Annotated in this window: 23 protein-coding genes and 2 tRNA genes; 16 read left to right on the forward strand and 9 right to left on the reverse strand. The window is 56.4% G+C overall.

From position 1 onward, the window contains the following. The 3 genes from pth to psbH all read right to left on the reverse strand — a co-directional run bounded on the left by pth (window position 1) and on the right by psbH (window position 1,196). Window positions 1-627 (reverse strand): aminoacyl-tRNA hydrolase, encoded by a 627-nt coding sequence (gene pth, locus DOP62_RS09740; RefSeq protein WP_208675215.1) that lies wholly within the window; start codon window positions 625-627, stop codon window positions 1-3. After that, the gene (locus tag DOP62_RS09745; RefSeq protein ID WP_208675213.1) at window positions 624-899 is read right to left on the reverse strand and encodes a TatA/E family twin arginine-targeting protein translocase; all 276 of its coding nucleotides are present in this window, start codon (window positions 897-899) and stop codon (window positions 624-626) included. The genes pth and DOP62_RS09745 overlap by 4 nt, the downstream gene beginning before the upstream one ends. A 93-nt stretch (window positions 900-992) precedes the next feature. Further along, window positions 993-1,196 (reverse strand): photosystem II reaction center phosphoprotein PsbH, encoded by a 204-nt coding sequence (psbH, locus tag DOP62_RS09750; RefSeq protein WP_208675211.1) that lies wholly within the window; start codon window positions 1,194-1,196, stop codon window positions 993-995. 96 nt (window positions 1,197-1,292) lie between these two features. On the opposite strand from psbH, the gene psbN reads away from it, so the two are divergent. Both psbN and DOP62_RS09760 read left to right on the forward strand, forming a co-directional pair. Beyond that, window positions 1,293-1,433, forward strand: coding sequence for a photosystem II reaction center protein PsbN (gene psbN / locus DOP62_RS09755; protein ID WP_011243601.1), 141 nt, complete (start codon window positions 1,293-1,295; stop codon window positions 1,431-1,433). Window positions 1,434-1,454: 21 nt separating this feature from the next. After that, the gene (locus tag DOP62_RS09760; protein WP_208675209.1) at window positions 1,455-1,859 is read left to right on the forward strand and encodes a hypothetical protein; all 405 of its coding nucleotides are present in this window, start codon (window positions 1,455-1,457) and stop codon (window positions 1,857-1,859) included. A gap of 11 nt (window positions 1,860-1,870) precedes the next feature. Here the strand turns inward: DOP62_RS09760 and DOP62_RS09765 are convergent, their stop codons facing one another. Then, window positions 1,871-2,719, reverse strand: a complete 849-nt coding sequence (locus DOP62_RS09765) for an SDR family oxidoreductase (RefSeq protein ID WP_208675208.1) — start codon at window positions 2,717-2,719, stop codon at window positions 1,871-1,873. Then, window positions 2,716-3,753 carry a glucokinase gene (locus tag DOP62_RS09770; protein ID WP_208675206.1) on the reverse strand — a complete coding sequence of 346 codons (1,038 nt, stop codon included), beginning with the start codon at window positions 3,751-3,753 and terminating at the stop codon, window positions 2,716-2,718. Before DOP62_RS09770 ends, DOP62_RS09765 begins: the two co-directional genes overlap by 4 nt. A 96-nt stretch (window positions 3,754-3,849) precedes the next feature. On the opposite strand from DOP62_RS09770, the gene DOP62_RS09775 reads away from it, so the two are divergent. The 3 genes from DOP62_RS09775 (at window position 3,850) to DOP62_RS09785 (ending at window position 5,137) form a co-directional block, all read left to right on the forward strand. Then, window positions 3,850-4,608 carry a MinD/ParA family ATP-binding protein gene (locus DOP62_RS09775; RefSeq protein WP_208675204.1) on the forward strand — a complete coding sequence of 253 codons (759 nt, stop codon included), beginning with the start codon at window positions 3,850-3,852 and terminating at the stop codon, window positions 4,606-4,608. A 2-nt stretch (window positions 4,609-4,610) separates the two neighbouring features. After that, complete coding sequence (locus tag DOP62_RS09780; RefSeq protein WP_208675202.1) at window positions 4,611-4,907, forward strand: hypothetical protein; 297 nt, start codon at window positions 4,611-4,613, stop codon at window positions 4,905-4,907. Between the two features lie 68 nt (window positions 4,908-4,975). Next, complete coding sequence (locus DOP62_RS09785) at window positions 4,976-5,137, forward strand: PCP reductase family protein (RefSeq protein WP_208675200.1); 162 nt, start codon at window positions 4,976-4,978, stop codon at window positions 5,135-5,137. 22 nt (window positions 5,138-5,159) lie between these two features. On the opposite strand, the gene DOP62_RS09790 is transcribed toward DOP62_RS09785, so the two are convergent. Both DOP62_RS09790 and DOP62_RS09795 read right to left on the reverse strand, forming a co-directional pair. Beyond that, a tRNA-Pro gene (locus tag DOP62_RS09790) sits at window positions 5,160-5,233 on the reverse strand. Window positions 5,234-5,288: 55 nt separating this feature from the next. Further along, window positions 5,289-6,047, reverse strand: a complete 759-nt coding sequence (locus tag DOP62_RS09795; protein ID WP_208675198.1) for an HAD family hydrolase — start codon at window positions 6,045-6,047, stop codon at window positions 5,289-5,291. 145 nt (window positions 6,048-6,192) lie between these two features. Between DOP62_RS09795 and DOP62_RS09800 the strand changes: the two genes are divergently transcribed. Together DOP62_RS09800 and DOP62_RS09805 are read left to right on the forward strand one after the other, a co-directional pair. Then, complete coding sequence (locus DOP62_RS09800) at window positions 6,193-7,209, forward strand: zinc-dependent alcohol dehydrogenase family protein (RefSeq protein ID WP_208675196.1); 1,017 nt, start codon at window positions 6,193-6,195, stop codon at window positions 7,207-7,209. A 134-nt stretch (window positions 7,210-7,343) separates the two neighbouring features. Beyond that, window positions 7,344-7,730 (forward strand): hypothetical protein, encoded by a 387-nt coding sequence (locus DOP62_RS09805; protein WP_208675194.1) that lies wholly within the window; start codon window positions 7,344-7,346, stop codon window positions 7,728-7,730. Here the strand turns inward: DOP62_RS09805 and DOP62_RS09810 are convergent. After that, on the reverse strand, window positions 7,722-8,693 hold the full coding sequence (locus tag DOP62_RS09810) for an AEC family transporter (RefSeq protein ID WP_261789960.1): 972 nt from the start codon (window positions 8,691-8,693) through the stop codon (window positions 7,722-7,724). The genes DOP62_RS09805 and DOP62_RS09810 overlap by 9 nt on opposite strands. Before the next feature lie 124 nt (window positions 8,694-8,817). Here DOP62_RS09810 and DOP62_RS09815 point away from each other — a divergent pair, with 124 nt between their 5' ends. The 7 genes from DOP62_RS09815 (at window position 8,818) to DOP62_RS09845 (ending at window position 12,620) form a co-directional block, all read left to right on the forward strand. Continuing rightward, window positions 8,818-9,324, forward strand: a complete 507-nt coding sequence (locus DOP62_RS09815; protein ID WP_228383164.1) for a phycobiliprotein lyase — start codon at window positions 8,818-8,820, stop codon at window positions 9,322-9,324. Window positions 9,325-9,419: 95 nt separating this feature from the next. Next, window positions 9,420-9,770, forward strand: a complete 351-nt coding sequence (locus DOP62_RS09820) for a hypothetical protein (RefSeq protein ID WP_208675192.1) — start codon at window positions 9,420-9,422, stop codon at window positions 9,768-9,770. A 3-nt stretch (window positions 9,771-9,773) separates the two neighbouring features. After that, window positions 9,774-10,517, forward strand: coding sequence for a class I SAM-dependent methyltransferase (locus tag DOP62_RS09825; protein ID WP_208675190.1), 744 nt, complete (start codon window positions 9,774-9,776; stop codon window positions 10,515-10,517). Between the two features lie 42 nt (window positions 10,518-10,559). Next, the gene (gene rsfS / locus DOP62_RS09830) at window positions 10,560-10,979 is read left to right on the forward strand and encodes a ribosome silencing factor (RefSeq protein WP_208675187.1); all 420 of its coding nucleotides are present in this window, start codon (window positions 10,560-10,562) and stop codon (window positions 10,977-10,979) included. A gap of 18 nt (window positions 10,980-10,997) precedes the next feature. Further along, window positions 10,998-11,498 (forward strand): CGLD27 family protein, encoded by a 501-nt coding sequence (locus tag DOP62_RS09835; RefSeq protein WP_208675185.1) that lies wholly within the window; start codon window positions 10,998-11,000, stop codon window positions 11,496-11,498. Continuing rightward, a complete protein-coding gene (locus tag DOP62_RS09840) occupies window positions 11,495-12,448 on the forward strand; it encodes an asparaginase (RefSeq protein WP_208675183.1) in 954 nt (317 codons plus the stop codon). Before DOP62_RS09835 ends, DOP62_RS09840 begins: the two co-directional genes overlap by 4 nt. Before the next feature lie 95 nt (window positions 12,449-12,543). After that, window positions 12,544-12,620, forward strand: a tRNA-Met gene (locus DOP62_RS09845). Between the two features lie 81 nt (window positions 12,621-12,701). Here the strand turns inward: DOP62_RS09845 and DOP62_RS09850 are convergent. Next, complete coding sequence (locus DOP62_RS09850) at window positions 12,702-12,932, reverse strand: hypothetical protein (RefSeq protein WP_208675181.1); 231 nt, start codon at window positions 12,930-12,932, stop codon at window positions 12,702-12,704. A 140-nt stretch (window positions 12,933-13,072) separates the two neighbouring features. On the opposite strand from DOP62_RS09850, the gene DOP62_RS09855 reads away from it, so the two are divergent. Continuing rightward, window positions 13,073-13,759, forward strand: a complete 687-nt coding sequence (locus DOP62_RS09855; RefSeq protein ID WP_208675179.1) for a hypothetical protein — start codon at window positions 13,073-13,075, stop codon at window positions 13,757-13,759. A gap of 461 nt (window positions 13,760-14,220) precedes the next feature. Continuing rightward, complete coding sequence (locus tag DOP62_RS09860) at window positions 14,221-16,395, forward strand: glutamine synthetase III family protein (protein ID WP_208675177.1); 2,175 nt, start codon at window positions 14,221-14,223, stop codon at window positions 16,393-16,395. Window positions 16,396-16,412: the final 17 nt, after the last annotated feature.

Consider the following 16,412-nt stretch of genomic DNA (forward strand, 5'->3'; position numbering starts at 1 on the left):
CTAAGCAACGGGGGCCGGTGCTTCAAGACTGCGGGCATTGTAGCGATTCATCGCTGTCTCGACGCCCGATCGCAGCGTAGTTTCTGTTGCTTCCTGCGCCAGATCCAACACCTGTTTCAGCAACGGTTGCTCTGCTGCCGCAAACTTACCCAACACGTGGGAAACTGTCGCATCGTGGCGATCATTCGACTGCGATCGCGGCAGACTAATGCCCAAACGCAGGCGGGGAAAGTCCTTGCTGCTGAGGTGGGAAATAATTGACTTCATGCCGTTGTGGGTTCCGGCTGAGCCGGACTGCCGGAGGCGCAGCCGTCCCAGCGGCAGATCCATGTCGTCATAGATCACCAAGACCTGCTGGGGCATCAGCTTGTACCAATCCAGCACCGCCCGCAGCGATCGCCCGGAGTGGTTCATATAGGTCGTGGGTTTGAGTAGGCGAACCTTGCCAATGCCGGGCACAGCCCCTTCGCCGTACTCGCCCTGAAACTTGCGGTCCTCGCTCAGCTTGACGCCCCAGTCCTGCGCGAGGCGATCGATCAGCATGAAGCCGATGTTGTGCCGGGTATCTGCGTACTTCTGCCCCGGATTGCCCAAGCCCACGAGCAGCGTTGGACGGCCTTCACTCACGCCTGCGTCTCCGTTTGTTTCTCAGCCGTGACTGCTTCCGTCGGAGCCGCATCTAGCACGGGCGGTTCTACCGTTGCTTCAGCCGGTGTGGCCGGTGTGCGATCGATCTCACGCTTCAGCTCCGACTCAAATTCCCGTGAGGCATCTTGGAAACCGCGCAGTGCTTTGCCTAAACTGCGACCAATTTCGGGTAGTTTCTTGGGGCCAAACACCAACAGGGCGATCGCTAGGATCACCAGCATTTCGGGTAGACCAATACCGAAAAAGTTCATGGCAGTACACCGGAGGAAAGAGCGAATAGAGCTTCAGACACAAACGCCCCCGACAGAGCGGGGGCGCAGCAGATCAGGGCGATCGCGCCGGCCTTAGAGACCGAGACTCCGCCAGTCGACCTTGAAGCTATCGAGCACGAGTGACGAGTTGTAGATCTGCAGAATAATCAGCAGAAACACGAAGAACAGCAGCATGAACACGCCCATGACTGGGGTTGTTCCCCAGCCGGGTGCCACTTTGCCATATTCCGAGTTGAGCGGGCGGAGGATATCTCCAAGACGGGTCCGCTGTGCCATGACTTACCTATCTCCAGGGCAATATTCTGGACGGCTTTTGCGATAGTGATATCATACCGCTCCCGGTTCACCACCTCGAGCTCTCCCCCAAGACAAATGATGGAAGCTTCTCCTGGCCTTTCGATCGCCATCACCTTTGCGGTGATTTTGCTGGCACTGACTGGGTTTTCGATCTACACCTCCTTTGGCCCGCCCTCCAAGCAGCTGGAAGATCCATTTGAAGATCACGAAGACTAAGACACGCGGTCACAGTTGGTGATGATTGCACTCAAGGCCGCCTTACAGGGGCTCGTCGAGCAGCATTTGCCACGCTGGCGCTACCTCGCGAACGAAGCCTGGCCCGCAGATGCCGAAAGTTGCTGCTTTTGGGCGGTTCAAGGTCATAGCAGTAGTTGGGGGCTGGCCGCACAGCCCCTCTGGGCCGCCCAAGCAGTCAGCTTTGGACAAGAACAGGGCGTCTTTCTCGCCTGTGGGCGCTGGGGAGAGTCGATTTGGGAATGTCGCTACGACCCAGTTCAAGAAACGCTGTTCTGGCGGCGTGATGATGGTTTTGAACCAGCTGCGAATGAGCTCAATTGGCCCGATCGCGAGCGGATTGAAGCGATCTTGCGGCAATTGCCAGCGGTGCTCGCAGCCCATCCGATCACCTCTGCCATGCCTTGAAGTAGGCCGACTCATGACTGCTCAGCAGTCCAGATTGCAGCGAGTCCCTCGCGGTAGCTGGGATAGCGTAGTTGCACGCCCAGCTCCTGTTTGAGGCGATCGTTGCGAACCCGTCGGCATTCACTCCAAAAAGAAGCCGCCATTGGACTAAGCTCCACTGCATCAAAAGGCTGTGCCGGTGGGAGTTCAAGATCCATCAGCCGAGCAGCCTCTTCAATCAAAAGTGCGGGTTCGCAGGGGCAATCATCGCTGACGTTGTAGACACGGCCAGGGTTAGGGTGCTGCATGGATGCCCAGAGTGCTGCTGCAATGTCATCGACATGAATGCGGCAGAAAACATGCCCCGGTTTGAGTAGGCGCTGATTATCGCCCCGGCGTAGGCGATCGAAACTACTGCGTCCGGGACCATAGATGCCGGGGAGCCGAAAAATATGGGCCGGTAAGCCACTGGCTTGCCACTGAGCTTCGATCGCAATCCGCTGCTGCGATCGCCGGTTCGTGGATTGTAAGGGCGACTCTTCATCAACCCAAGCACCCTGCGTATCGCCGTAGACTCCGGTCGTTGAGAGGTAACCGCACCATTGCAACGGCAGTTGCTGGAGGGTGGGCAGGAGTGTCGCAAGCACGGGATCGCGGCCGTCACTGAGTGGCGGAATCGTACTCAGCACATGAGTGACGCCTGCCAAGATATCTGGATTGGGCAGCAGCGGTGGCGTTGTACTCGCGTCAAACGTCAGGCAGGGTAAATTGAGTGGCCACTGGCCCGATCGCGTAGTGGCCAGGACTGAAATCGCTTGCTCCGTCAGCAGCTGAGCAAGGTGCTGACCGGTGTAGCCGCCGCCCAGAATCAGAACTTTCATGACTGGGTCGCGATCGCAGCAGCATGCAATCCAGCACCGATCAGCCCTACTTCATGGTTAGTGACGATTGTCACAGGCATACGGGTCAGGAGTCCCTGCACCCGACCTTTGGCTTGGAAGGCACGCAGGAAAGTGCCATCGGTCAGCAGGGGCAGAATTTTGCCAGCAATGCCACCGGCCACATAGACACCGCCGTAGGAGAGTAATTTCAGAGCGAGGTTGCCAGCCTCTGCTCCATAGGCGCTGACAAAGATCCGCATGGCTTGCAGTGCCAAGGGATCGCGATCGCTCAGGGCTGCTTGGGATACAGCTGCTGCCAGATCGGGCGCTTGCTCATCCCCCAGCTGCCAAGCAGTCGCAATCGCCCCGAGTGCGGGATTTTCCTGTTCAGGCTGGCGATCGCGCAGGAAGGCATAGATGGCCGCAATCCCTTGACCGGAGACGACTCGCTCAACCGAAACATGCTCGATTTCGTAGAAGCCACGCAGAAAATGCAGCAGCTCTGACTCCAGTTCCGTCTGTGGGGCAAAGTCAGCATGGGAGCCTTCGCTGCTAAATACCTGACGACCTTGGGTAGTGGGAATGATGAAGCCTTCGCCCAGTCCTGTTCCCGCTCCCAGAATCGCGATCGGAGCCGCCGGATCCGCTTCTCCTGTCTGGATTACAACTTGATCTGCATCGGTTAATCCGGGCAATCCATAGGCGATCGCAGCAAAGTCATTGATCAAGGCAACCTTGGGAATGCCGAGTTCGGCAGCCAAACGCGTCTCAGAGAGATGCCAAGGTAGGTTGGTCAACTGGGCACGACCAGCTACCACGGGTCCCGCAATCCCAAAGCAAGCAACAACGGGCGATCTCGACTCTGTGGGCTGAGCTGCGGCCAAAAATTCCTGCACCATCGGCACGAGATCGGAGTAGGCCGCACTGGCGAAACTGGCTTGATAAAGCGGCTGCAAGCGATCGGGTGCCTCAGCGATCGCCAGCAACAAATTGGTTTTGGTTCCGCCGATATCCCCGGCCAACAGCAAGGTCATAGCATCTGCAGCAGCATCCCGTTACCCTATAACAGTTTTGCGAAGGCGATCGCAGACAATAATGTCGTTCTGCTGACCCTGAACTCGGAATTGACCATGACGCAGATTGTTTCCATACATTCGTTTCGGGGTGGCACCGGCAAGTCCAATATGACCGCCAACCTCGCCACAACCTTGGCGCTGCAAGGACATCGGGTCGGTGTCGTCGATACAGATATTCAATCCCCGGGGATTCACGTCATTCTGGGACTGCGGGATGAAGACATTGATCAGTCGCTCAATGACTATCTCTGGGGACAGTGCTCAATCGAACAAGCCGTCTATGACGTCACACCGGCAGCGGTGGAGCAAGCAGGTGGGCGGATTCTGCTGTCTCCCTCCAGTCTCAATGCCTCCAAAATCGCCAAAATTTTGCGCGAGGGCTACGACGTCGGTAACCTCAACGATGGCTTTTTGGCCTTTGGGGATGCGCTCCAGCTCGATTTCCTCCTAATTGATACCCATCCAGGCATCAACGAAGAAACGCTCCTCTCGATCGCCATCTCGGATGCATTGGTGATGCTGATGCGGCCTGATCGTCAGGATTACCTCGGCACCGCTGTGGCCGTTCAGGTCGCCAAAAAGTTGGATGTGCCAAAGATGTTCATTGCTGTCAACAAAGTGCCCAGCTTTTTTGACTTTGCGGAAGTCCGTGCCAAAGTCGAGAGCAATTACGGGGTGCCGGTAGGAGCGCTCTTCCCGTTGGCCGATGAAGTACTGACCTTGGCAAGTCAAGGGCTACTCTGTATCGATCAACCGCAGCATCCAATCAGCGTCGAACTTCGTCAGTTGGCTACAGCCCTGACCAGTGACTAACCATGACCCGCGAGTCTGGCGGCCTGTCAATGACTCAATTGCTGCAGTTGCCCGAAGAGGAACGACTGTTGGTCAATCGAGCTTTGCGTCGCCGCGATTTGACGTTGGAACGGGCGATCGCCCTCGGTCGCGATCGCGGACAAGCGCAACCGGAAGTCTGGGCAAAAGTTCTGCTGCAACGCTTGACCGAGGCCGGCATTCTGGAACTGCAAGCAGCTGACTCGGAGAGTCCGCTCTATTGCGTCAAGCTGGCGTGGCGTCGTCCCAGCGAGGGTGAGCTGCTGGGCTTGGATGAGTGAAGCTGTTCCTGCAGGCCAATCACCGACATCAGGCACAATCAAGAACAATCTTTGCTTCGGATCGACCCATGAACTGGACAGCTGCTGCCGAACAACGCCTCAAGGAAATTCCCTTTTTCGTGCGCCCTGCGGCTCGCAAAAAGATCGAGAAATTTGCCAGCGATCGCGGTTTGACGGAAATTGATGAGACCGTCTATGAGCAAGCCAAAGCGCAGTTTGGCAGCCAGTGATTGAATAATTCAGTTGCATCAGTCGGGATGACAGGATTCGAACCTGCGACCCCTTCGTCCCGAACGAAGTGCGCTACCAAGCTGCGCTACATCCCGATGCACAGATTTTTATCGTAGCAGACAAGGAGGAGCCGATCCAGCCCTTGAATGGCTAGGCCGGCTGCAGCACCCGCAGTTGTTGATGACAGAAAATCAGTAAGTTGGGATAGATCGCGTCGGGTTCCAGCGTTTCCAAGTAGCGACGGCTGCGAATGCCACAGGTTAGTGCGATCGCTGGCAGTGCATGGGTTTGTGCTGCCAAAATATCTGCTTCTGTGTCGCCGATCATGGCAAGACCCGGACGACCTGCTGCATTGGCCGCAGCGATCGCCTGTCCCAAAATCTCGCGCTTGATCGAAACGGGGTTATCGTAGGCCGTCAGATCCGAGTCGCCCCCAAAGATCTCTGTGACACAGTGATCAAGATGCTCCCGCTGCAGAATCTCTCGCACTTCTGCTTCTGGCCGCAACGTGACAATGCTGAGGTCGAGTTCTGCTTGCTGAATCAAGGAAAATGCCCAGCGAACACCCAGTTGCAGGCGATCGAGCTTGAGCAACTCAGGCTGGTTGACCCGCGATCGCACATGTTTGAGAAAGCGATCAAAATGCTCGGGGGCGAGCCCCGATCGCTGGGCGATCGCCGGATCCGGCAGGTGAGCTTGCTTCATGGACCAAAACTGCCGGAAGCTCAGTCGCCGGGGCCGCCAGACTTCGCCGAGTGCTGCGAGTTCCTTTTGGGTTTCGCGCAGGGCCAAGCTATAGGTACAGTAATAACGGCGCGAGACATCAAGCAAAGGCCCATCGAAATCGCAAAAAAGGGTGTGGCGATCGCGACAGCTACCGGTTTGAATCTCACTGAGCAACGTGAGCATGGGCACGGTTCTAGGAACCGCAGAATTGTTTAACCTTTCTTCACACTAGCAATTTTTCGATAAGGGTGGCTGCTGTTTAGAGGTCGGGATTGATTTATTCTGCTTATCACAATGATCCCTGTCGATCCCGTGGTTGTCGGTGTTCATGATGTCTGATTCCATGCGAGCTGTTGTTTTAGAAACGCCGGGCGACCCTGGCCAACTGCGGCTTCAGTTCTTGCCGCAACCGGCGATCGTGCGTCCCACGCAGGTGTTAGTGCATCTGCAGGCGGCGGGACTCAATCCGATTGATACCAAGCTGCGTCAGCGCGGAACCTTTGACCCCGATCGCCGACCGGCGATTCTCGGCTGTGATGGAGCTGGCTGGGTGGCTGCTGTTGGAAGTGCTGTCAATCGCTTTGCGGTTGGGGACGCTGTTTACTTCTGTCATGGCGGCCTTGGGTTAGAACCCGGCACCTATGCTGATTACGCTGTTGTCGATCAAGCCTGGCTTGCACCCAAGCCACAGCAGTTGAGTTTTGTGGAAGCGGCGGGTGTGCCGCTGGCGCTGATTACAGCCTGGGAGTCCCTCTACGATCGCGGTCGTCTGCAGGCGGCGCAAACGGTGCTGATCCATGCCGGGGCTGGTGGCGTTGGTCATTTGGCGATTCAGTTAGCCAAGTTGCGCGGGGCACGAGTTGCCACCACCGTCAGCACACCCAAAAAAGCTGCGATCGCCCAGCACTGTGGTGCGGATCTCGTGATTCCTTACCGCGATCGCGATTGGGTGGCGGCGGTGCTTGACTGGACCGATGGCAAGGGCGTTGATCTGGCCTTCGATACCGTGGGTGGGTCGGTCTTGGAGCAGACGTTTCCGGCTGTCCGCCTCTATGGCGATCTGGTCACGATTTTGGCGCCTGATCCGGCAACAAACTGGAAAGTTGCCCGCGATCGCAATCTCCGCATCAGCCTGGAGCTGATGTTGACGCCGCAACTGCAGTCGGTGACGGGCTTCAGTCACCATCAGACTCAAATCTTGGAAACGGCGAGCCGCTGGTTTGATCAGGGGCAACTGCAGATTCATATCAGTCAAGTGTTGCCAATCACGGAGATTGTCACCGCACATCAATTGCTGGAAAGCCAACAGGCCGCGGGCAAAATTGTGATTGATCTCGCTGCGTAAATCTACCTAAATCTCCAGACAACTGCTTTAGGATTTTTCTGGATTTTCTTCGGCTTGCGCTAAATTTTGTACCGACTTTCCATCAGCTTCAGGGGGGCTTGTTAAGGTCAGGGGAGTTGCTGCCGAGTGGGTCGATGTCCCTGCCCTTGCGTTATCCCCCTCAATGGATTGTGGATTGGTGCCAAGAGCACGGCTGGACGGATCTGTTTGTTGAATGCCGCCAGTATTGGGCGTTTCCGCCAGGAGCGGTGCTGCCCCAGCCAATTCCGGCGGAAGTCCTGATTGCCATCAAGAAAGCGCAGGGACTCAGCCCGTTTGAGCAGCAGTCTTTTTCCATCTGGCTCGGCCTCTTCCTAGCTGCGATCGCGATCGCTTGGTACTGGACAACGCCTCTGCCGCTCCTTTCGCTATTTGCTGGCAGTGCTGGGCTCGTGGCTTGGCTAGATGATAGTGAGCTGCCAGCAGCGACCCCTCGTGTCTCGGAACCACCTGACTATGCGCAGTCGTTTTATTTAGACTGACGTGCCAAACAGCCAGACCCACAGCGGCAGGGTCAGGAAGAGAGCGAGGGTCGAGAGCAGAATACTACTGGCGAGCAGCTCGCGATCAAGGTTGTATTCTTCTGCCAAGATCAGTCCTGCGAAACCACTGGGCATCCCCGCCTGAAGCACCATGGCGAGGCGGCTATCACCCTGCAGACCAGCAAGGGTCAGCACTAAACCAGCCAGCAGTGGAATCACCAGCATCCGCACACAGACCGGCGGCAAGGCCAGCTGTAAACTCTGCCAACCATGTAGTTGCCGGAGCCGGAGGCCACCGAGAACTAGAGCAGCAGGAACGACGGCATGGGCTGCGGTTTGTACCGTTGTTTCAAGACCACCGGGAAGCGTTTGACCTTGCATCAGCGCTCCCAGTGCGATCGCCCAAATTGAAGGTAGGCGGAGCAAAGAGAAAAAGCGCGATCGCAGGCTATGAGTGATCTCATTGGGACTGAAATGGCTGGCTACTAAGACGCCAGCTCCGTAGGTTCCCGCAATGTTGTGGGCGACGCTGTAGAGTACGAGCCAGCCCAAATAGGGCGCACTAACGAGCGAGGGTGCAACGGCTAAACCGATAAAGCCGACATTGCCGAGCATGGCTGCAAGGGTAAAACTGCCTTGCCGTGCTGCTTGCGTTGCGGCATCGGCATCAGGGGCGAGACCAACCCATCGGGGCTGCCAGCGTCGCAGGATCGGAAAGAGGAGTGTTGCCAAGCCCAAGCCGGTGAGTAAGACCGCTAGCGTCACCAAAGAAGAAATCGAAAGGGCTTGGGAGAAATCTGTATTGCGACAGAGCGCGAAAACTTGCAGCGGAATCCCTACCCAAAACAAAAAGCGGCCGAGGAGCTGCGGCAGCAATTTGGGCAACCATCGACAGAGTGCTAGACCTGCGCCCATCCACACAACAAGAGGGCTATAGGCATGGAGCAAAATGTCGGATGACAAGGGCGGTGCAGGTGTTGCAGATCACAGCTTTTGTATTCTGCCGCACAGGGCTGGAAACGACGCCATTTGCCCTAAGTTCAACTGGGATGGGAGACTCGAAAGGTCGATCACAACAAGCGCTGCCGTGAGCCTGGCTGAATTTTTGGAATCTTGTGCGGGCAAGTGGTTTTCCCAGCGCACGAGCTATCGTCTGGGGGCATCCGAAAATTGGCACCAGTCGGATAAGACGACTTTGTTTGTCGACTTTCTCGCGCCGGATGCACCGGAGCTGCAAGCTCTGACCGCGAGTCAAGGTACGGCGATCGCGGGTCTCCAAAGTCGCTGGGAAGCGACGCCGCTGCAAACTGCCAGTACAAGCCTCTTGGTGTTATTTGCCGAGGGCGATCGCTTGATCCATCAGCGAGGCGATCGGCTCTGGCAGGGACGCTATCACTTTGCCGGCAACCATCGCGGCTTAACCCTGCAGACCGAACAGCCAGAGGGGGCAGTGGAAGAGCGCTTTTGGTTTGCCCATCCCAATCTGCGATTGCGTACCAGCTTAATTCGCGATCGCGACGGCCTAAGCCGTAGTTCCTTCTACTCGGAGATTCGGCTGGGCGTCAAACCGCCTGAGCCACCCGCAGAGGCATAACGCCCGACACTGGACAAAGTGGCCATCTGGGTAGACAGCTCTCAAGTGGACTGTAGAGAATAGAGGTATCTCGGGAAACGGGTGAGGTCCGCATCATGCGCCGCTACGCTGCTTGGCTACTGGGTCTCCTACCGCTGGGTCTACTCATTACACCAGCACAGGCCGAGAACTGGATTCGAGTCGCTTCGGTCAGCAATCCCGATCTGACGATTTTTGTAGAAGCGGCTGTTCAGCGGGACGGGAACGGACGCTATCGCCAAATGACCGTGCGCTGGGCCGAAGCAGGACAGCCCGCAGCCACCGTGCAATTGACGGTGGACTGCCAAGATCCCAACCAAGGACTGAGCTATGCCCTCAGGAGTAATGGAGCGATGGGCGATCGCTGGCAGGCCGTCAATGCCCGCACCAAAAGTGCAGCTCTGAAGTTTGTCTGTCGGGAGTATTAACAGGTGGTTGATTCTCAGCCCGACGCGTCTTTCGCCGCAGTGCAGACGACCTTCAGTCAAGGCTGGCAGGTCTACGACAAGATCCTGCAGCACGACTACATGGATCACCAGCAGGTCTACGGCATCCTGCGATCGCACTATCAGTCTTTAACGGCGCCGTTTGATTTGCTGGAGCTGGGCTGCGGTGATGCCAGCCAATCGGTACTGGCCCTGAATGGGAGCTTGATCCGCAGCTATCGCGGCGTTGATCTCTCGGCAGTTGCGCTCCAACTGGCCGAAGCTCACGTCAGTCAGTTGCGGGTGCCGGTGTTGCTGCAAGTGGGTGAATTGCTGGACTATCTGCAAACTTGCCGCGATCGCTTTGACCAAATCCTGGTGGCTTTTGCCCTCCATCACCTCAGCGCTGAGCAAAAGCAAGCTTTCTGGCAAGCTGCGGCTCAATGCCTGCGGACTGGGGGGCAATTATTACTGGTGGATGTCTTCCGACTGCCGAACGAAAGCCGCGAACAGTACCTCGATCGCTATCAGCAATTCATGGTGAGTCAGTGGTCTGCTATGACTGCGACTGAGCAGGATTTTATTAATGCTCACATTCGCCAAAGTGATTTTCCAGAGACCGATGCCAGCATGCGCGACTGGGCAGTAGCCGCAGGGTTTACAGATCTCGACTGTCTCTATTTCGGCAATGCTGACACCCAAAAAATTTGGCGCTGTAGCCTTCCTAAGACAGCAAAAGGGCTGGGCTAGAATAAGCCTAACTTCTGTCCTCAGCGGTTTCACCGCGATCGCATGACCTTGGCTTCTCCGTCTTTGCCTACGCTCACTGATGATTCAGCCTTGGCACTCACCTTGGCAGCGGCAACGGCAGCGGACGATCGCAAGGCAGGAGACATTGCCATTCTGCGGGTCTCTGAGGTTGCTTATCTGGCGGATTATTTCCTTATCTGCAGTGGTTTTTCCGTTACGCAAGTCCGCGCGATCGCCCGCTCGATTGAAGAAAAACTGGCTGAAGACTTTAATCGTTTGCCCCTGCGTAGTGAAGGGGTTGCGGAAGGCCGCTGGGTGTTGCTGGATTACGGCGATCTGATCGTCCATATCTTCTTGCCGCAAGAACGTGAGTTCTACGACCTTGAAGCGTTTTGGGGCCATGCGGAGCGGCTACCCTACAGTCCCCCCGCCCCTGTCAATCAGTCGTCGTTGAATCTGTAAGCAAACTTGGGCGTAACGATGCGATCCGTCTGTCCTGTTCCCGAAGAACAGCAGCCTCTCAACGAATATCAAACCCTCCAAGACTCCTGGTTCTTCAGTTGGGTCTGCCGTCCGGGCTTGGGCTATTACCGACCGCTGCTCTGGATTTGGGGCTGGAGCTGGTTAATTGCAGCGCCTGTGGCAGCGGCGAGCTTTCGCCCATCGCGGGCGGGACTGGAATTTGTCTTAAGTGCAGCGGCTGGTGCAGCAGTCCCTGTTCTGTTTGCCCAAATTCAGCTCTACAGTGGGTGGCGGCATGTACGCGATCGCCTCGCTGCAGAGAGTGTGCCTTATGAGGAGTCGGGCTGGTACGATGGCCAGTTTTGGCAGAAGCCCTCGGAAGTCTTGGCCCGCGATCGCTTGCTGGCCAGCTACGAGGTTCAGCCTCTCCTCGATCGACTCAGACAGTCGATTGGCCGCTGTCTAGCATTTATTGGGATCAGTGCCTTGCTAATTGTGCTGTTGAGGGCAGGATTGTGAGCTTAACCAAACGGGTACAGACCGCCCCGATCGCGGTACGACTGCTGCGCGAGGGCATTTTGGAATCCTCTCATTTGGTTGAGGCTGTGGTCTGCGATCGCCGGGGTCGCACCCTGTTCATTGCTGGCAATCCCGAGCACAGCAGCTTTATCCGCTCGGCGCTTAAGCCCTTGCAAGCCCTTGTCGTGCTCAAAACCGGCACGATGGAGCGCTTTGGACTGAGCGATCGCGATTTGGCGATTATCTGTAGCTCTCACAAAGGCTCGGTAGAGCAAGCGCGGCAGGCTTTCAACATCCTCTGGAAGGCGGATATCGATCAAGCTGCGCTGCAGTGCCCGACCCCTGCAGGTCGCCGCAGTCCTCTGGAGTACAACTGCTCGGGTAAACATGCCGGTATGTTGGCAGCCTCTAAACAGCAGAATTGGCCGCTAGAAGGCTACATGCGGCGATCGCATCCCGTGCAGCAAGCGATTCTTGAGATCGTGGGTGACTTGCTGGGTATTCCAGCTGCGGAATTTATTGTTGCCCGCGACGACTGTGGCGTGCCCACGGTCTCGATGGAACTGCAACAGATGGCGACGCTCTACGCCCATCTCAGCTCTGGCGATAGCCCCGAGCTGGAGCGGATTCAGCGGGCGATGACTTACCACCCCGACTTGATCGCTGGCGAGGGTGAGTTTGATACGGAGCTGATGCGCCTCACGGAAGGCCGCCTGGTCAGTAAAACCGGTGCCGAAGGCGTGCAATGTATCGGTCAGGTTGGCGAAGGATTAGGGCTTGCCATCAAGGTGCAGGATGGGGCCAAACGCGCCAAAATTGCAGTCGCCATTCAGTCACTGCGCCAAATCGGCTGGATCAGCCCGGCGATCGCCGATCTCTTGGCGGAGCAATTCATGGTCATTGCGCCTTGCAAACGGCTGGAGGTGGATGGGGAATTGACCTTGCTATGAGCGACCTAAAGCCTCAAACCATCCTCTGAAGACTTTAGTTGTCATCTGAGGCTTGACAGCAGTGGATAACTCTGACATAGTAGAAATCTGGCTGACGCGGGGTAGAGCAGCCTGGTAGCTCGTCGGGCTCATAACCCGAAGGTCAGAGGTTCAAATCCTCTCCCCGCCACCAAATGAAGAGTCGCTCACTGAGCGGCTCTTTTTTATTGCTTTCAAGGCTAAATGCTGCAGACAGCACATCCTGAGCCTGTTTCTAGGTTTCCTCTTCCAGATCATCGGGATAAAGCTGAGCGTAGGCTGGCAGTTCTTCTGGATCGACGAGATGCTTCAGAGCCTCTTGCCGTGAGAGCAACACCCGCTGGGCCAAACGGGCAGCATCGCCATCTCGCAGTTCGGCATCCGCTAGGCGATCAAAAAAGTCGCGATAGAGCGCCACTAATTGATGGTGTAGTTCAAATCGCAGCTCATGGGTGTCCTTGGGCACAGGCTTCGCAGGCAGAACGCTTGCAGCTATCCTACGCTCTCCTGTGACTCAGAACTTGTCGTCTGTTAGAGTTTCAGCTTCTATAAAGCAATGAGAAAGTCTGGGGCGATCGCAGACCGTTCCATCAGGGAGTGAGCACCATGCACGTTCAAAGATTGCAGCGCTGGGCGATCGCCAGTTTGCCCCTATTCTTGGTGGCTTGCGGGGGCGGCCAAAACAGTGACACAGCTGTCACCCCTCCAGTGCCAACGCCACCCCCAGAGTTGCCTCCAGTCGCAACAACGCCTCCTGCTGCACCACCTCAGGGACTTCAGCCTCCGATCACCCCCCAACAGCGCCTGCAAACAGTGGTGACTGGCCGGACAGATCCTTTTGGTAGCCTGCAGACTGCAGCGGTTGTTCAGCTGCCTACCCCCCCTCGGCCGACAACTCCTCCCGGTGGTCCAACCGGTCCAGGGGGAACCCCCACCGCTGGGGGGCAACCGAGCGGTCCTGGCGGTATTCTGTTGCCTCCGGTGCCCTTTGCAGAACAAGTTGCTGTGACTGGCGTACTCGTTGCTGCGGGACAACCCTTTGCAGTTGTGGAGGTGCCTGGAGCCTTTGGTGGATCCCAGCAAGTACGTGTTGGATCCACGTTGGCTGGCGGACGACTCACGGTTGCCCGTATTGATGCTTTTGGGCCTGATCCGGTTGTCTACTTCCGTGAGCGTGGGATTCGCCAGCTCGTTTCACGTCGGGTTGGTCAGCCTGTTGCAACTGGTAATTCAGGAGTTGATACGGTGACTGAGCAGATCTTGCAAGCTCCGCCACCACCGACTGGCATTTAGAGCTACGGATTGAATCATTCTCACGCTTGCGCTTGGGGAGCGTTGGTACTTGCGTGGCAGGCGATCGCGATTACCTCTTCTGAATTGAGGATGGGGATGGGTGACACTAGTACATCCTGCGGCTCATCCTCACGATTCTTGGGCTATTCGAGAGCCGGCTGTATGACCTGCATCGCAAGATCAAAGGGGCTGAAATAAAAGCTTCAAAGGCATAGAATTCAGTGGCTTTTATTTTTTCTGTAGAGAAAATTAAGCCCCTAAAAAATCTGTCAACTACTCTTTGGCTCAATGCCAGTCTGGACTGGCGATATGACGGGCTACTGATGCGGTTGTGCGGATGATTTGAAGCCTAGAAACTGCTGAGTTTTTGCCAAATAGCTGATCTTCTTTCTGTATCTTTTCTAGCGAACTGGCCGGTTGGCATTGAGTACGATCGACAGATTAGCTTTTTGGAAAAATCCATGAGCGGCAATGCAGCCCGGGTTAGCGCCGTCCACCAGATCATCAATCGGGAGCCGCTACCTTCCAAGCCTCCGGTCTCCCTCGAAGCAATCTGGGCAGAGAACGTCTTCGATCTCAGCAAAATGCAAGCGCGGCTCCCCAAAGCCGTTTTCAAATCGATCAAAAACACGATCGTCACTGGTCAAAAACTCGATCCTTCGGTCGCTGATGCTGTTGCCACGGCGATGAAAGACTGGGCGATGTCGAAAGGGGCGCTCTACTATGCCCACGTCTTCTACCCGATGACCAACGTCACCGCCGAGAAGCATGATGGCTTCATCTCGGTGCAGGGCGACGGCAAAGTCATCTCTGAGTTTTCTGGCAAGGTACTGGTTCAGGGTGAACCGGATGGTTCTTCCTTCCCCAATGGCGGCATCCGCGACACCTTTGAAGCGCGAGGCTACACCGGCTGGGATGTAACCAGTCCTGCCTACATTATGGAAACCGATAACGGTTCCACCCTTTGCATTCCGACGGTCTTCGTCTCTTGGACCGGAGAGGCGCTCGATAAGAAAGTGCCGTTGCTGCGATCGATCGCAGCCATGGATAAAGCAGCTCGCAAAGTCTTGACCTTGTTGGGCAATACCGAAGTTGCTCCGGTCAACTCCAGCTGCGGTGCTGAGCAAGAGTACTTCTTGGTCGACGCCAACTTTGCCAGCCAGCGCCCCGACTTGCTGTTGGCGGGTCGCACCCTGTTTGGCCGCCCCTCGGCTAAGGGTCAGGAGTTTGACGACCACTACTTCGGCGCGATTCCGGAGCGGGTACAAGTCTTCATGCAAGATGTCGAAGAAACCCTGTACAAGCTCGGCATTCCCGCCAAAACCCGCCACAACGAAGTGGCCCCAGGTCAGTTTGAAATTGCTCCGTTTTTTGAATCAGCCAACGTTGCCAGCGACCACCAGCAGCTGATCATGACGGTGCTGAAGCAGACTGCCAAGAAGCATGGCTTCATGTGCCTGCTCCATGAAAAACCCTTCGCAGGCATCAACGGTTCTGGTAAGCACGTCAACTGGTCGGTCGGCAATGCGACCCAAGGCAACCTGCTCGATCCGGGTGATTCGCCCCACGACAATGCTCAATTCTTGGTCTTCTGTGGCGCGGTGATTCGCGGCGTTCACAAGTATGGGCCGCTGATGCGGGCTGCGATCGCGACGGCTAGCAATGATCACCGTTTGGGGGCTAACGAAGCGCCGCCGGCGATCATGTCAGTCTACTTGGGCACCCAGTTGGAAGAGGTGTTTGAGCAGATCAAGACCGGCACTGTCACCGAGTCCAAACAGAAAGGAATCATGGACTTAGGCGTTGATGTGCTGCCCTATTTGACCAAGGACGCTGGCGATCGCAACCGGACCTCGCCCTTTGCCTTCACCGGCAACCGCTTTGAGTTCCGTGCGGTCGGTGCCAGCCAATCGGTATCGGGGCCATTGATCGTGCTGAACACGATTTTGGCGGACTCGCTCGACTGGATGGCCAATCGCCTTGAGCACGAGTTCTCGAAAGGGCTCGATGAAAACACCGCCATCCTCACTGTCCTCAAAGAAGTGATGGAAGAGCATGGCGACGTGATCTTTGGTGGCAACGGCTACTCCGAAGAATGGCACCGTGAAGCGGTTGAAAAACGTGGTCTGGCTAACCTGCCGACAACGGCGGATGCGCTGCCGGTGCTCAAAGAAGAGTATGTGGAAGACCTGTTCAAAAAAACGGGTGTTCTAACGCCGGTGGAGCTGGAAAGTCGCTTTGAGGTCTACGCCGAGCAATACATCCTCTCGATCGAGGTGGAAGCGAAGTTGGCCGTCAACATTGCTAAGACGATCATCTACCCTGCAGCCGTTGAATATCTGTCGAAGCTGTCTACCACGATCGCCAGTCTCGGCAGTCTTGGCATTGACTTTGAAAAAGCCAGTGCCAAGAAAATCGCAGACCTAACCAGTGCTTTAGTGGCTGCTGCAACGGAACTCAGTGAAGCCCTTGAGAAAGAAGACTTTGCTGATACCGTTGAGCACCTGCAGTACTGTGCGAAAACGCTGCGTCCGCTGATGGATAACGTCCGGACCTATGCCGATGCCCTGGAAGCGGAAGTGGCAGATAGCTTCTGGCCGCTGCCGACCTACCAAGAGATGCTGTTTATCAAATAGGCGCTGCTGAGGTCGAA

The organism is Synechococcus elongatus PCC 11801 (assembly GCF_003846445.2).
GTDB lineage: Bacteria > Cyanobacteriota > Cyanobacteriia > Synechococcales > Synechococcaceae > Synechococcus > Synechococcus elongatus_A.